Source organism: Streptomyces sp. NPDC057638 (assembly GCF_042800315.1).
In the GTDB taxonomy this organism is placed as follows: domain Bacteria; phylum Actinomycetota; class Actinomycetes; order Streptomycetales; family Streptomycetaceae; genus Streptomyces.
This window is the reverse complement of the sequence record NZ_JBHVHF010000044.1, coordinates 1-14,156: the sequence shown is the minus strand read 5'-3', so window position 1 is coordinate 14,156 and position 14,156 is coordinate 1. Positions and strand designations below refer to the sequence as shown.

Annotated in this window: 12 protein-coding genes; 7 read left to right on the top strand and 5 right to left on the bottom strand. The window is 71.3% G+C overall.

Going from position 1 to position 14,156, the window contains the following annotated elements:
- Positions 1-81 precede the first annotated feature (81 nt).
- The 3 genes from ACFVIM_RS09185 to ACFVIM_RS09175 form a co-directional block, all read right to left on the bottom strand.
- Entirely contained in the window at positions 82-1,584 is a 1,503-nt protein-coding gene (locus ACFVIM_RS09185) for a SulP family inorganic anion transporter (RefSeq protein ID WP_384300053.1), read from the bottom strand.
- A 146-nt stretch (positions 1,585-1,730) separates the two neighbouring features.
- The gene (locus ACFVIM_RS09180) at positions 1,731-2,321 is read right to left on the bottom strand and encodes a carbonic anhydrase (RefSeq protein ID WP_384300035.1); all 591 of its coding nucleotides are present in this window, start codon (positions 2,319-2,321) and stop codon (positions 1,731-1,733) included.
- A gap of 100 nt (positions 2,322-2,421) precedes the next feature.
- Complete coding sequence (locus tag ACFVIM_RS09175; protein WP_384300034.1) at positions 2,422-2,775, bottom strand: hypothetical protein; 354 nt, start codon at positions 2,773-2,775, stop codon at positions 2,422-2,424.
- 349 nt (positions 2,776-3,124) lie between these two features.
- Between ACFVIM_RS09175 and ACFVIM_RS09170 the strand changes: the two genes are divergently transcribed.
- Positions 3,125-3,787 (top strand): TetR family transcriptional regulator, encoded by a 663-nt coding sequence (locus ACFVIM_RS09170; protein ID WP_384300033.1) that lies wholly within the window; start codon positions 3,125-3,127, stop codon positions 3,785-3,787.
- A 106-nt stretch (positions 3,788-3,893) separates the two neighbouring features.
- On the opposite strand, the gene ACFVIM_RS09165 is transcribed toward ACFVIM_RS09170, so the two are convergent.
- Both ACFVIM_RS09165 and ACFVIM_RS09160 read right to left on the bottom strand, forming a co-directional pair.
- Positions 3,894-4,952: a glycoside hydrolase family 113 gene (locus ACFVIM_RS09165; RefSeq protein WP_384300032.1), complete on the bottom strand. Its 1,059-nt coding sequence runs from the start codon at positions 4,950-4,952 to the stop codon at positions 3,894-3,896.
- A gap of 178 nt (positions 4,953-5,130) precedes the next feature.
- Positions 5,131-6,993 (bottom strand): DUF2334 domain-containing protein, encoded by a 1,863-nt coding sequence (locus ACFVIM_RS09160; protein WP_384300031.1) that lies wholly within the window; start codon positions 6,991-6,993, stop codon positions 5,131-5,133.
- A gap of 616 nt (positions 6,994-7,609) precedes the next feature.
- Between ACFVIM_RS09160 and ACFVIM_RS09155 the strand changes: the two genes are divergently transcribed.
- The 6 genes from ACFVIM_RS09155 (at position 7,610) to ACFVIM_RS09130 (ending at position 14,046) form a co-directional block, all read left to right on the top strand.
- Positions 7,610-8,851: a glycosyltransferase family 2 protein gene (locus tag ACFVIM_RS09155; protein ID WP_384300030.1), complete on the top strand. Its 1,242-nt coding sequence runs from the start codon at positions 7,610-7,612 to the stop codon at positions 8,849-8,851.
- Positions 8,852-9,116: 265 nt separating this feature from the next.
- Entirely contained in the window at positions 9,117-10,343 is a 1,227-nt protein-coding gene (gene wecB, locus ACFVIM_RS09150) for a non-hydrolyzing UDP-N-acetylglucosamine 2-epimerase (RefSeq protein ID WP_384300029.1), read from the top strand.
- Positions 10,340-11,026, top strand: coding sequence for a family 16 glycoside hydrolase (locus tag ACFVIM_RS09145; RefSeq protein WP_384300028.1), 687 nt, complete (start codon positions 10,340-10,342; stop codon positions 11,024-11,026). The genes wecB and ACFVIM_RS09145 overlap by 4 nt, the downstream gene beginning before the upstream one ends.
- 663 nt (positions 11,027-11,689) lie before the next feature.
- Entirely contained in the window at positions 11,690-12,454 is a 765-nt protein-coding gene (locus ACFVIM_RS09140; RefSeq protein ID WP_384300027.1) for a sensor histidine kinase, read from the top strand.
- A 320-nt stretch (positions 12,455-12,774) separates the two neighbouring features.
- On the top strand, positions 12,775-13,434 hold the full coding sequence (locus ACFVIM_RS09135) for a response regulator (protein ID WP_384300026.1): 660 nt from the start codon (positions 12,775-12,777) through the stop codon (positions 13,432-13,434).
- 231 nt (positions 13,435-13,665) lie between these two features.
- Positions 13,666-14,046 carry a TcmI family type II polyketide cyclase gene (locus ACFVIM_RS09130; protein ID WP_384300052.1) on the top strand — a complete coding sequence of 127 codons (381 nt, stop codon included), beginning with the start codon at positions 13,666-13,668 and terminating at the stop codon, positions 14,044-14,046.
- Positions 14,047-14,156 lie beyond the last annotated feature (110 nt).

Here is a 14,156-nt window from a genome sequence, read left to right as displayed (position 1 = left end):
CGCCCTGGTCAGCGACGGGGCTCCCGGGTCCGGCCCGGCCAGGGGGCCGGACCCGTGCAACCGGGCCCGGCCCTCCGCCGCTCAGGTCAGCGCGGGCTCCTTCACCCGTACCGGTTCCTCGTCCGGCGCCGCGTGCCGTGCGGCCCAGCTCTCCAGCGCCACCCGGCAGGCGTGGTCGACATGGTGGAGGCGGGAGAGGTCCAGTTCCACCGGCCGGCCCGGGGGCAGTGCCTCCAGGCTGTCGAGGATCTTCGGCAGCCGCAGGAAGGTGGCGTTGCCGCTGAGCTCGACCCGGATCGGGCCGCCGGTACCGGTGTCAGCGCCGGGGGCGCCGGGTCCGTCGGCTCCGTCGGGATCGCTGTCGGGGTGCAGCACGCGCAGCTTCACCGCCGACGCCTCCCAGGCGGTCTTGACCACGGAGAGCGCCAGCCCGATGAGCACGCCCTCGAACATATTCACCGCGACGATCGACACCGCCGTGACGACGAGGATCAGCGCCTCGCCCCGGTGGCCCCGCCACAGGGACGCGAACTGCCGTACCGGCAGCAGTTTCCAGCCCGCGTGGACCAGGATCCCCGCCAGCGCGGGCAGCGGGATCAGCGCCAGCGCGCCGGGCAGGGCCGCCGCGAAGAGCAGCAGCCACACTCCGTGCAGCACCCGGGAGGCCCGGGTCCTGGCGCCCGCCTGGACATTGGCCGAGCTGCGGACGATGACGGCCGTCATCGGCAGCGCCCCGAGGACTCCGCAGACCGCGTTGCCCGCGCCCTGCGCCATCAGCTCCTGGTCGTAGCGGGTGCGCGGGCCGTCGTGGAGCCGGTCGACGGCGGCGGCGCTGAAGAGGCTCTCGGCGGAGGCGATCAGGGTGAAGGCGACGACGGTCCCGAGGACACCGAGGCTCAGCAGTCCGCCGAAGGCGTCCGCGCCGGGTATCCGGACGGCGTCGAGCAGTCCCTGGACCTCCACCGACGCCACCGGCAGCGAGAACACCACCGACACCGCCGTCGCCAGCACCACGGCGCCCAGGGCGCCGGGTACCGCGCGGACCGGGCGCGGCAGCCAGGTCCAGCCCACCAGCACCAGCACCGTCCCGGCGCCGACCGCGAGCGAGGCCAGCGCCTCGGTGCTGCCGAGAGCGTCGACCGCGGCGCCCGGCAGTCCGGCGAGCTTGTCCAGGCCGGATGCGGGGGCCTCCTGCCCGGCCGCGGCGTAGAGCTGTCCGGCGATGATGACGAGTCCGATGCCCGCGAGCATGCCCTCCACGACGGAGACCGAGATCGCGCGGAACCAGCGGCCCATGCGCAGGGCGCCCATCAGGAGCTGGAGCACTCCGGCCGCGAGGACGATCACGCCGAGCATCGGCAGCCCGTGTTCGCGTACGGCCTCGAAGACCAGGACGGTCAGCCCGGCCGCCGGGCCGGAGACCTGGAGGGTGGAGCCGGGCAGCAGCCCGGTCACCAGACCGCCGACGATCCCGGTGATCAGCCCGAGTTCGGCGGGGACGCCGGAGGCGACCGCGACGCCCACGCAGAGCGGCAGCGCGACGAGGAAGACCACCAGGGAGGCGGCGAAGTCCTGGCGGGGCACGACCGGACGCCGACGCGCGGGGCCGTTCGCCCCGGCGCCCGCCCCGGTGTTCGTTCCGGCCTTCGCCCGGGTGTCCGTCCCGGCGCCCGCCCCGGTCTTCGCCCCGGCCCTCGTGGCGGGATTGGGTCCGGGATTCACTCCGGCGCTCACAGGGCGGTGAACGTGTCGGTGTCGGACCGGTGCGCGCGCACGGTCCCGGTGTGCACCTCGTAGTACCAGCCGTGCAGCCGGACGTCATGGCGCTGGACACAGGGGTACGAGCGCAGCCGCAGCACCTGCGTCAGTACGTGGTGGTGGACCGCGCGCTCCACGGCCGGGTCGGCGGTGTCGGCGGAGCCCGTGAGCCCGGTGTCGTCGGTCGTCGCGTGCCGCAGCCAGTCCCGTACGGCGGGCACGGCCGTCAGGTCCTCGCCGCGGACGAGCGCGCCGACCGCGCCGCAGTGCGAGTGGCCGCAGACGACGATGTCACGGACGCCGAGCACGTTGATCGCGTACTCGATGGTCGCGGCCTCCGACGAGGGGTGGCCAGGGGTGTACGGGGGGACGATGTTGCCCGCCGTGCGCAGCTCGAACAGCTCGCCGGGACGGGCGCCGGTGATCAGCGAGGGGATCACCCGGGAGTCGGAGCAGGTGATGAAGAGGGCCTGCGGCGCCTGCCCCTGGGCGAGGGCCGCCAGCTCGTCGCCGCGGTCGGCCGCGCGGCCGAAGGAGCGGGCGTGGTCGATGAAGGTCTGCAAGTCGGTTCCTCCTGGCGCACCCCTGACTCGGGGCGCGTCGTGCTGTCTGTGGGGGGTGGACGCGACAGCGCGGAGTGCCTCCGCGCGCACGTGGGCCCCCTCAGCAGCGGAAGACCTGGAGTCGCGCGGCGGTGGGTCCGGCGCGTGCCGCTACGACATCACCGGCCGTGATCACCGATCGCACGGGTCCGCTCGTGGGGGGAGCGGTGACGGAGGTGTCGGCGCGGCGGCCGGGTGCCCGCTGTTCGCTCCGCGCCCGCTCACGTACGCGCTGGCGTGGCGGTTCCTCCTTGGGCCGCTCGGCCTCGGCGCAGCTCGTGGCCTCGGTGGCGGCCCGTGGCGTGGCCGAGGCGTGTGCGGATGCCAACATGCCGGAGACCACGAGGAGAAGGACGGCGACCACCGCGACCCAGGGGGAGGCGCCGCGGGCCGTGGCGCTACTGCCTCGGAGCATGGCTTCTCCCATGGGTGGGGGGTGGCGGGGCGGTGCGGCGTTGCCGAACCGTGATCATGACCGTAACTCGTTCACTTGTTTGCAGGGTGAACGCTCTGTGGTCGCTCTATGAAGGCGACCTGGTCGTCTGGTGAGAGCCCTGTCCAGATGTGCGGTTGACCCCTTTGGTCTGTACCTGAGTTCATCCACGGTGCACCGGCCCGCCCGTCGGTCCCTGACCTCTCGATGCGGACGAGAGGACATCGCGTCCGGCCGGTGCGGCGAACGGCCCGCGTGACGTACAGGCCTTCGTCAATCCCTATAAAGAGTGGGAAATTGACCCCGTGTCAGGGGGAGTAGGGTCCCCTCCATGACCGAGCGCGCGGAATCCGCCCCCGGCGTGGGAGTGCGGGAGAGAAAGAAGCGGGAGACCCGGCTCGCCATCCACCAGGCGGCCATGGAGCTCTTCGCCACCCGGGGGTTCGACCAGGTCTCGGTGGCCCAGGTGGCCGAGGCGGCCCATGTCTCCAAGGTCACCGTCTTCAACTACTTCCCCACCAAAGAGGATCTGGTGATGGTCCCCCTGGCCGAGCGGGTGGCCGACCCGGGCCGCCCGGTCCGCGAGCGCGCCCCCGGTCAGTCCGCCGTGGGCGCGCTGCGCCGGGAGTTCCTCGCCGATCTCGACCGGCGCGCCGCGCATGTCGGTCTCGACCCCGGGGGACTCGGCCTGATGCGGGTCGTCCGGGGCAGTGCCGCCCTCACCGGACGGGCGCTCCTGCTGGAGCGGCGGAACGAACGGCGGCTGGCCGAGACCCTCGCCGCCGAGACGGGCGCGGCGGCGGACGACATCACCTCCCTGGTGGTCGCGGCGACCGTGATGGCTGCCATGCGCGCGGTCGTGGCGGAGAACTGGCGGCGACTGGTCGAGGGGGACGACGAGGACGCCGTCCACGCGGACGCGGTGGCGGACGCCGAACGGGCCTTCGCGATCCTGGAGGAGGGGCTGGGCGCGTACGCGGTACGCAAGCGCTGAGCCCACCGCCAGGCCCGTCCCGCCCCCGCCCCGACCCGTGCCCGCCCGGCCTGCCGCCGCCCCCGTCCGGCCTGCCGTCCCCGCCCGTGCCCGACGACCCGCCGTCTCACCCCCGCCACCAGCGCCGCAGTACGTCCTCGGCGGGCTTCCCATGGGGTGTGTACGCCAGTTTCCGCGCGGTCTCACCGCTCTCCGGCCAGTCGTCCCACATCCACCAGCAGACCCCCGCCCACCACTCCCGCCCCTCGAACGCGGTCAACAGGGCCTGGTACGCGGCCGATTGCTCCTCCTCGCCGGGATGGCGGCTGATGGTCCAGGAGTACGGGGCGGTCGCCGTGCCCCGCTGGCTGGCATAGCCGGCCTCGGTGAACAGGATCTTCCGGTTGTGTTCCGCGGCGAAGGCCGCCAGTTCGCGGACGATCGGCCGCCAGCCCTTGGCGAGCCGGGCCGGATCCGTCGTCGCCTCGCCCGACAGCGGCCAGTAGGCGTCGATCCCGATCAGGTCGAGCGCGCCCCAGAACCGTACCCGCGCGTACTCGTCGTAGTTCGCGGCGTAGGTCAGCGGCCCCCGGTAGACGGCGCGCACCCCCGCGATCACCCGCCGCCAGCGCGTGGTGTCGCCGGAGGTGCCCGCCAGTTCGGTGCCGACCGAGAACCGGGCCACCTCCAGCTCCTGGGCGAGTGCGGCGTAGTGGGTGATGAACCGTTCGTACGCGGCGAACCAGGCGTCCTCGGCGCCCTCGCCACGGGGGCGGATCCCCGCCCGGTCGCCGCCGTCCTCCAGATCGACATGCGGCTTGAGCATCACCCGCAGACCGGCCGCGTGGGCGAGCCCGATGATCCGGCGCACGCTCCGGTCGCTCGCCGTCTGCTCGCCCGCCCGCATCGCGGACCGGTCGGTGCCGTCCTGGTACCAGGTGGGAGTGAAGACCACCCAGCGCGCCCCGGTGTCGGCGATCTGGCGGAGATAGGACCGGGCCTCGGGCCGGTCGTAGTCGTCGGTGGACCAGGAGGGCAGGGTGATGCCCCGGATCCGCTCACCGTCGGCGGCCGGTGGTCCGCCCGGGGACCGCTCCTCCCCGGCGGTACGGGAGTCGGAGGTACAGCCGGTCAGGACGGCGAGGGCGGCCAGGGCCGCCGCGGTCGCCCGCCTCAGCGCGTGCATCGGACCAGGTCCTTCCCCGGGCCCGGGGCCCGGACGACACGAGCCGTTCCCGGCCCGCGTGGGGCGGACCGGGAACGGCGGGATGGTGCGCACATGCCCAGGTACCGAGGTACTCAGCGGCCCACGCGCTCAGTTGCCCAGGGGGAGCCCATGACGGAACGGCGGACCCGGGGCACGGTCACAGCAGGCTCTCCGGGCTGACGAAGGTGTAGCCCATGGCGACCATGCCGTCGACGATCTGCTTCAGCGGGGCCACCGGGTGGGTCGGGTGGTAGTAGAAGCTCGCCACGCCGTCCCGGACCGCCAGGTTCGCCTGGGCGGCGGCCAGCAGGTCGGGCACCATCCGCGGCGGGTTGTTGTTCTGGGCGGCGGGCTCGTAGCTGCCCATGTTCTCCGGCAGCACCTTCGAACCGTAGACATCGGTCACCGGGTACGGGAAGAACTGGCCCAGATAGCGGGTGTTGTCCACCGGGCCACCGCTGAGCAGCCCGCCGAAGTACAGCGGACGCTCCACCCGGCCCTGGAAGTTGGCGCCGAAGACCCGGTAGTCGGTGGCGGACGCCGCGTAGTGCGGGGTGGTCCACAACTTGGGCCGGGGCAGCCCGACCCGCGCCAGCTCGGCCAGCGCCTGGTCGACCCGGCCCTGTGCCCACGCGGCGGAGTCCTCGGTGACCGGGCCGTCGTAGATCACGTAGTTCTGGGCGTCGACATGGGCCCGGAAGAACTCGAAGTCGTTGGCGGTCACCCCGTCATAGGGGTTGGCCACGTTCCCGTACTGGTGGGTGTAGCCGTGGCTCATCATGACCGCGCCATTGGCCAGCATGTACTTCAGGGTGTTGACCAGGGCGGGGCGCTGGGAGAGCCGGATGGTGCGGGCCGGGGGCCGGGGGTCGACGAAGACCGGGATGATGTTGATCCCGTACTGGATGTTCTGCGACTTCAGATAGTCGGCGATGGCGCGCAGCTGGGTCGCGTTGGCCGTCGGGGAGATGTCCTCCAGCCGGAGCATGCCCTTGTGCTGCTCGGGCGTGGTCGGCGCGAGCGCGTCGAAGAGCAGGTCCTGGAGGACGATGATCCGGTCGGTCTCGGAGACATAGGTGAACGGGATCTCACCCAGGTAGGTCAGGTTCCCGGACCGGAACGCCATCGGGAAGGTGACCGGGGTGGCGCCCGCCGTGTCGACGGCGGTGGCCAGCGTGGTCACCTCGCCGTTGCCGGGGGCCGGCCTGAGGACGGGACGGAGGATGCCCGGGTCCTGGCCCTGCGGGATCTTGCGGGTCAGATCGCGGCCCTTGTACGTCACCTTGGTGACATTGCCGACCGAACCGCCCACATCGTAGAAGGAGGACGTCGGGTCCCAGCCGTACTTGAACTCGAACTCCTGGAGGCTGATGGAGTTCGCCATGTTCCAGATGTTGCTGCCCATCCACAGCACGGGCTTGTTGGAGAGCAGGATGTCTAGATAGAAGTCCTGGGGGATGGCGTCGGGGACGGCCCCGCCGTAGTAGGTCGAGCCGATGTAGACGGTGGCGTCGAACGTCTCGATCTGGCCGGGCGCGTACTCCTGGACCGGCTTGGCGGTCACGGTGCCGAACCGGCCACCGAGGTTGGCCACACCCATGGCGTAGATCTCGCCGAGATGGCCGAAGGGGCCCGCCGTGTCATAGAGCACCAGGGTCTTGGCGGTGCCCGGGGCCGCCGCCGTGTGCGGCTTGCGCGGCCGGGGCGCCTCGTCGGCTGAGCGCGGGTGCTTCTTCCCCGCCCTCTCCGGTGTGCCCGGGGCGTTCCGGGTGGCCTGATCGGCCCGGCGCTCGGCGTCGGCCGCGCGCTGTCCGGCGGCCCACTCCTCGGTGTCCCCGGCGTGCACCCCGTCGGCGGAGGCGTTCAGCCCCTGGTGTGCGGAGTGGCGCCCGGTGACGTCCTGGCCCTGGCCGGCGACCGCGGTCGACGGCAGCAGAAGGCTGCTCCCCAGCAGCGCCGCGATGGCCAGGGCGATCAGGGCCAGCCAGGTCGGCCGTGATCTTGTCCTGGGATGGATCATGTGCGTGGTACCCCCTCATGTGTGGTTCCGCTTAGCGTCCGCACGGTATGGAGAAACCGCGGTGACGGCATCCGGGAGAGCGGCTCGATCATGGCCGGTTATCGCTATACGGCCATGGTCGGGGCCGCCACAGAATTCCGCTGGCGGAATGTGGTGCTCAACAGCCCGGGATTGTTCAGTCGTCGCCTATCGGATGTCAATGGGGTGGCAAAGGAGGCGCTGGCAAGAAAACAGGCCCCGAAATCTCCATAGAAGAACCCCGGCGGGGGATGCGTCTGGTACTTTCCGTAAGCGTGCCCGGACCGGGTCGTTGGGGAGACGACCGGTCATCGTGGCGCGGAAACACGAAGGTGGGGGGCTCCATGTACGGTAGGTCTGCTTGGGGATCCGTGCTGCCCTTGGTGGGTCTGGCGGCGGTTCCGGAAGAGATACCGGGAATATCTTTGGCCAAAGCATTACAGGCGACGGCGGGCGCCGGATTCCTTGTGTATCTCCTGATAGTTTTCGGCCTGGTGGTGGCGAGATTCCGGGTTCGAGTTGGCTCAACACCGGCGGCCAAAGGGGCTCGAAAGGACGGTACTCAGTCCGGACGGGACCGGGTGACGGTGGAGCGGCCGTGACCGTCGAGATACTGATATGGGCCAGTGTCGCCCTTATCGCCGCGGCCGGAACCTATAACTTCAGTCTCTTCCTGCTCTCCCGGCGCCGGGTTCCGCATCGCCCCTCCGACGGCGATCAGCGGTTCTATGTCTTCCTCCTCGCCTGTCTCAACGAGGAGATCGTGCTGGCCGAGAGCCTGGCCAGGATCAGCGAACTGCCCGCCGGGAACTGTGTGGCACTGGTCATCGACGACGCCTCCGACGACCGGACGGCCGAGATAGCGCGGGCGGCCGACCCCGAGCGGGTCTGGCTCCACCAGCGCCACCTCCCCGACGCCCGGCGCGGCAAAGGCGCCGCCCTCAACGACGGGGTGAGGCTGCTGCGCGGTTCCGATCTGCTGGCGGGACGCGACCCGGACGATGTGATCGTCTGTGTGGTCGACGCCGACGGACGCCTGGACCGCCATGTGATCCAGGCCGTCGACCCGTTCTTCAACGACCCGGCGACCGGCGCCACCCAGATCGGCGTACGGATGTACAACCGCCGGGCCGGTCTGCTGGCCCGGCTCCAGGACATGGAGTTCGTGGTCTACGGCGACATCTTCCAGAGCGCCCGCCGCTTCATCGGCAGCGTCGGCATGGGCGGCAACGGCCAGTTCATGCGGCTCTCCGCGCTGGACACACTCGGCGACGACCCCTGGAGCGACAGCCTCACCGAGGATCTCGACCTCGGGGTGCGGCTGATCGCGAGCGGCTGGACCAACCAGCACTGCACCACCGCCGCCGTCTCCCAGCAGGCCGTGCTCGATCTGCGGCGGCTGATCCGCCAGCGGTCCCGCTGGTTCCAGGGCCACTTCCAGTCGGCCCATCTGACCCCGCTGATCCTGCGCGAGGTCCGCACCAGGGCCGCGATGGACCTGATCTACCACCTGTCGAGTCCGGTACTCATCCTGCTGACCTCGCTGCTGCCGCTCTCCTTCCTGGTCGCCGTCCTGGGCACGGTCCTCGGCTCGGTCCAGGCCGGGTACCCGATGGTCTCGCTGAGCTGGTTCCTCGGTCCGTATCTGCTCTCGTTCACCTCGGCGTGGATCTACGGGCTGGTCTACCGCAGGCGTGAACGCACCCTGAGCGCGCTCCGCGCCGTGCTGCTCGGGCATGTCTTCGTCCTCTACGGCTACATCTGGTTCGCGGCCGGATGGATGGGCGTCTGGCGGACCATCACCGGGAAGCGCAACTGGATCAAGACGGCGCGCAGCTGACCGCCCGGCGGCCGCGGGTGCCGTTCTGGGTCGTTCTGGGCCGGTCTCGGCCGGTCTGGGGCGGCCCGGCGTGGCCGGGTGGTCCGGTCGCCGGGTGGTCCGGTGGTTCGGTTGCCCGGTGGTCCGGTGGTCCGGTGGTCCGCCCCGCCGAACCGGTGAGGGACATCGCCCCCGGCCCGTGTCCCGCGTGCCGCCGGCGCCCCGGTGCGCCATCGTTCTCGGGGCCGGGCGGCGGCCCCTCCGTACCGACAGTCAAGGGAGTCCCATGTCCTTATCGGGAAACGCACCGTCCCCCGCCGCGCACCGGCCCATCGCCGGGCCGCCCCGCCCGGTCCGGGCCATGCTGGTGCTCGGCACCCGGCCCGAGGCGATCAAACTGGCGCCCGTCGCCCGCGCGATGTCCGCCTCCCCGCTCTTCCAGCCGCTGGTGGTGACCACCGGACAGCACCGCGAGATGCTCCAGCAGATGCTGGGAATGCTCGGGGTCGGGGTACGGACCGACCTCGCCGTGATGCGGGAGCGCCAGCGGCTCAGCGAGCTGACCGCGCGGCTGGTCGACGGGCTCGGCACCGTCCTCAGGACCGAACGGCCGGACCTGGTGGTGGTCCAGGGCGACACCACCACCGCCCTGTGCGGTGCGCTCGCCGCCTTCTACGAACGTGTCCCCGTCGCCCATGTCGAGGCCGGACTCCGCACCGGAGTGATCGACAACCCCTTTCCCGAAGAGCTCAACCGCAGCCTGATCGGCCGGGTGGCGCGCTGGCACTTCGCCCCCACCCGCCGCGCCAGCGAGCGCCTCCTGGCCGAGGGCGTGGCCGCCGCGCAGGTGCTGACCACCGGCAACACCGTCGTCGACAACCTGCTGTGGGTGCTGGCCGAGTCCAGTGGGACCAGTGCCTTCCGTACCGACCACCGCCGGGTGCTGCTCACCCTGCACCGGCGGGAGAACCAGGGCGAACGGATGCGCGCGATGGGCGCCGCGCTGCGCGAACTCGCCGACCGGGGCGATGTGGAGATCGTGCTCCCGCTCCATCGCAGCCCCGCCGTGCGCGAGGCGCTCCTGCCCGAACTGGGCGACCACCCCGGGGTGCGGGTCGTGGACCCCCTCGGCTATCTCGACTTCGCGGCCACCCTCGCCGCCTGCGACCTGGTGCTCACCGACTCCGGCGGGATCCAGGAGGAGGCCCCGAGCCTGGGCAAGCCCGCGCTGGTGCTGCGCACCACCACCGAACGCCCGGAGGCCGTGGAGGCGGGCGCCGCCGAGCTGATCGGGACCGAACCGGCCGCGATCCTGGCCGCCGCCGGACGGCTGCTGGACGACCCCGTCCGCTATGAGCGGATGGCGGGCGCGGGCAACCCCTTCGGCGACGGCCGGGCCGCCGAGCGGATCGTGGCCCGGCTCGCCGAGGACCTCGGCGCGCCGCTGCCCCACGCCGGTGGTCCCGCACCGGGTCCGGCGGGGCCGTCCGGCTCCTACGATGCGGTGGTATGACCTTCCGCGTGCGGTGGCCCGTCTGGTTACGTGTCGGGGGGCCGCTGCTGGCCCTTGCCCTGCTGGTCAGCGGCGTGCTGGTGCTGACCGGGCGGCAGGAGGAGAAGCGGTACTCCCCCGCGGCCTCCTCCTGGCGTGACGGTTCGGTCCACGGCCCCTGGCGCTCGGTCTTCCACGGCTACGGCAGCAACACCGGCGGTGCCCGTGAGCTGACCCTGACGCCGCACAGCGCCCAGCGGCGCGAACGGACCCACGCGGGTCTCGTCGTCTCCACCGCCGGCTACGGCGCGGTGGAGTACCGGGCCCGGATGCGCACCGCCGCCCAGTTACGGGCGGGTGAGCCCAATCCCTGGGAGGTGGCCTGGCTGGTCTGGGCGTACCGCGACCCGGAGCACTTCTACTATCTGGCGCTCAAACCCAACGGCTGGGAGCTGGGGAAGCGGGATCCCGGGTACCGGGGCGGCCAGCGCTTCCTCGCCACCGGGCTGCCCCGGTTCCCCATCGGCGCGTGGTCGCGGATCCGGGTACGTCACGAGGGCGCGCGGATGGTGGTCGAGGTGAACGGCCGCGCGGTGGCCGACGTCACGGACCGGGAACGCCCGTATACGCGGGGGAGTGTGGGGGCCTACACCGAGGACGCGCGGGCGGAGTTCCGCGATATCACGGTGGACCGGCGGGGCTGACCTGGCGGCGCGGCGGCGATCTCGCGGTGGACCGGTGACGCCGTGCTCGTGTGCTGCGTACGGCGCCGCGTTGCCGTGCTGCGTACGGCGCGGGGATCCGGTGCTGCGTACGGCGCGGGGATCCGGTGGTCCGTACGGCGCGGGGATCCGGTGGTTTCGCTACGGCGCCGGGATCGGCGGACTCGGTACGGGCGGGGGAGCCGGGGACGGGCCGATCGGGGCCGCCGGTCCCCGTACCGGGCCGATGAACTCCCCGTATGGGACAGCTATATGACTGAGCGTCATTCGTCGTCGCTCCGCGCCACGGTGCGTCACGTGATGGGGAACACGTCCCCCCTGCGGACAACCGCTCGTCCGCCCTGACCGTCTCCCTGGGCGACGGTGGATTTCGACTCCACGGAGAGAAGGGGAACGTTTCGAGAGGGGCGTTTTCTGGACGGTGTCAAATCCGCCACGCCGGGCCGGATAACGGAACGGATAGCTCCAAATTCGTGGTGCTGATGAGAAGCCAGAAGAGTTCCCCGGTCAGCGGGCTGGGCGGCTCCAGATGATTCGCGGGTGAATGTGCGTCCTCTGCTAGGCTCGATCGAGAAGTCTGCACAAGTCACTACTACGGGGGAGTGAGTGGCGTTGGGGGAGAGCCTTTTTTCTGCTCTCTCATGGGTGAGGGGGTTATTCCTCTTCGAGTTGCTGTCAGCTGTCGCCGTCCTGTGGATGTTTTGGTACGGGAAGGCGAAGCTGCGCATTCACGAGGAGTCGGTCACCCGGGAGAAGTTTCGGGAGAGGCGGCGAATCGCCCGTGAATTGCACGACGGCGCCGGTCATCGGATGCTGGCCATCGTGATGCACGCCCGCAGGCTGGGCGCCGAGAACAGCGAGGCGGCCGCGGCCGCGGAGACCATCGAGGAACTGGCCGTCCAGGCGGGCCGCGATGTCCGCGGCGCGCTGGGCTGTCTGCCGCGCCAGGACCGCCCCGGCCAGGTCGACGGGCCGCTGACCGACCGTGTGGTCGCGCTCGGCGTCGACCTTCCCGAGGTCGGGCTCAGGGCACGGTTCACCAATGTCGGGGCGGAGGTCAACGTCCATGCCCGGGTGCGCCACGAGGCGCTGCGACTGATCCAGGAAGGCGTGACCAACGCGATCAAACACGGTGACGGACCCATCGACGTGGGCGTCACGTTCGGCGACCGGCTGGAGGTGACCATCACCAACGGGCCCCGCGCGGAGCGTGGCGCCCCCACCTTCCAGAAGGCGGGCAGGCTCGGCCGAAGCCTGCCGGGCGGCGGCCAGGGCATCCCGAATATGCGCCGCCGGGCGTATGAGCTGGGCGGGGATCTCGACTTCCGGCGACTGCCCGGAGGCGGAGTGCGGATCGCGGCGGTCCTGCCGCTCAACGGCCGCCTGGAGGATCCGTTGCGCGCGGCCTAGCGAGCGCGGGCAGTGCTGTCGCGCGGTGCTCGGCCCCTCGGGGGGCGGAGCACCGTCTGGCCACCGTGTTCCGCGCGCGTCCGGTGTCACCGGCCCTCCACGGGGAAGGCCGGCGACACGGGCGGGGACGCCTCGGCGGACACGGTTCCCTCAGCGGGGCATGCCCACGAGGTGGGCGGGACGGCCCCGGCGGCTGTGCCGCGTAGGCGTCCGTCTCCACGGCGCGTCCGTCCGGCGTCCCCGGGTCCGTCCGGCCTGACACCGGCGCCTGAGGAACGGCGCGTCCAGGCTCGGCTCGAACGACTCACCGGAAAGGCCCCATGAGAACCATCCGCATACTGATCGCCGACGACCAGCCCCTGGTGCGACAGGGGCTTCAGGCGGTCTTCGCGCCCCTCCGCGACATCGTCGTCGTCGGAGAGGCGGCCCATGGCCTGGACGCCGTGGAACAGGTCCGCACCGACGCGCCCGACGTGGTGCTGATGGATGTCAATATGCCGAAGATGAACGGCCTGGAGGCCACCCGGCGGATCTGTTCCCGCGCCTACGGCGGCACCACGCCCAGGATCGTGATGCTCACCATGTACGACCAGGACGAGTACGTCTTCGACGCGCTGCGCGCGGGCGCCAGCGGCTTCCTGATGAAGGACGCCTCGCCGCGGCAGCTCGCGGACGCGGTGCGCGAGGTCGCCGAGGGCGGCGCCCTGCTCTCCTCGTCTGTCACCCGCCGTCTCATCCAGGAGTTCGTGCGCCGCCCCGCCCTGCCCGTGAGCACCGCCGACGAGCTGCCCTCCCTCACCGGTCGTGAGGTGGATGTCTTCCGGCTGATCGTGCAGGGCTACGGCAACGCGGAAATAGCGGAACGGCTTGTTCTGGGGGAGAGCACCATCAAGTCCCATGTGCAGAGCCTCTATCGGAAACTGGGTGCCCGGGACCGGGTCCAAGTCGTCATCTACGCCTATGAGAAGGGCCTGATCTGACCCGGGAGCGAGCCCCGGTCACCCGTCTCGGCGGTGGAGCTCTCCCCCCGCGGGGGGAGAGTCATTTCCCGTTCCCGGCGGAGGGAATTCTGCATCGGACTCAATAGTGTGACGGTCGTATGGTCATGCAATCAGGGGAGGGGTCATATGTCCGAGGGAACCGTACAAGCCGAACAGGGCGCGCCGTTCGATCAGTCCGTGCAGACTGCACGGACTGTACGGAGTGAGCGGATCGAACGGGTCGAACAGAACGGACAGACTGAACGGGCCGAGCCCACAGGACGCACGAACCGGATTCTTATCGTCGCCCGAATGACGCCCGAGAAGGCGCAGGAGGTCGCGGCGCTCTTCGAGGCGTCCGACCGCACCTCGCTGCCGGTCGCGCTCGGGGTGACCCGGCGGGAGCTCTTCCACTACCAGCGGGATCTCTACTTCCATCTGGTGGAGTTCGAGGGGGACGCGGCGCGGGCGATGGCGGAGGCCCGGGTCAGGGAGGACTTCCAGCGGCTCTGTGCCGATCTGGATCCGCTGATCGCCCCGTACGACCCGGAGACCTGGCGCAGCCCGGCCGACGCGATGGCCACGTCCTTCTACCGCTGGTCCCGCGACTAGGTCCTGTCCGGGCGATCTTGTCGGGCCCGCGACGACAGCTACGGCACCTCTCCCCCTGGGCCTTCGGCCCGGGGGGACCCCCAGCGTTGTCGGAATCGCCCGAGTACACC

Excerpts from the sequence above, each read along its gene's own strand:
- ACFVIM_RS09145 (WP_384300028.1), top strand. The coding sequence starts at position 10,340 with ATGACCTTCCGCGTGCGGTGGCCCGTCTGGTTACGTGTCGGGGGGCCG.
- ACFVIM_RS09165 (WP_384300032.1), bottom strand. The coding sequence starts at position 4,952 with ATGCACGCGCTGAGGCGGGCGACCGCGGCGGCCCTGGCCGCCCTCGCC.
- ACFVIM_RS09135 (WP_384300026.1), top strand. The coding sequence starts at position 12,775 with ATGAGAACCATCCGCATACTGATCGCCGACGACCAGCCCCTGGTGCGA.
- ACFVIM_RS09160 (WP_384300031.1), bottom strand. The coding sequence starts at position 6,993 with ATGATCCATCCCAGGACAAGATCACGGCCGACCTGGCTGGCCCTGATC.
- ACFVIM_RS09175 (WP_384300034.1), bottom strand. The coding sequence starts at position 2,775 with ATGCTCCGAGGCAGTAGCGCCACGGCCCGCGGCGCCTCCCCCTGGGTC.
- ACFVIM_RS09170 (WP_384300033.1), top strand. The coding sequence starts at position 3,125 with ATGACCGAGCGCGCGGAATCCGCCCCCGGCGTGGGAGTGCGGGAGAGA.
- wecB (WP_384300029.1), top strand. The coding sequence starts at position 9,117 with ATGTCCTTATCGGGAAACGCACCGTCCCCCGCCGCGCACCGGCCCATC.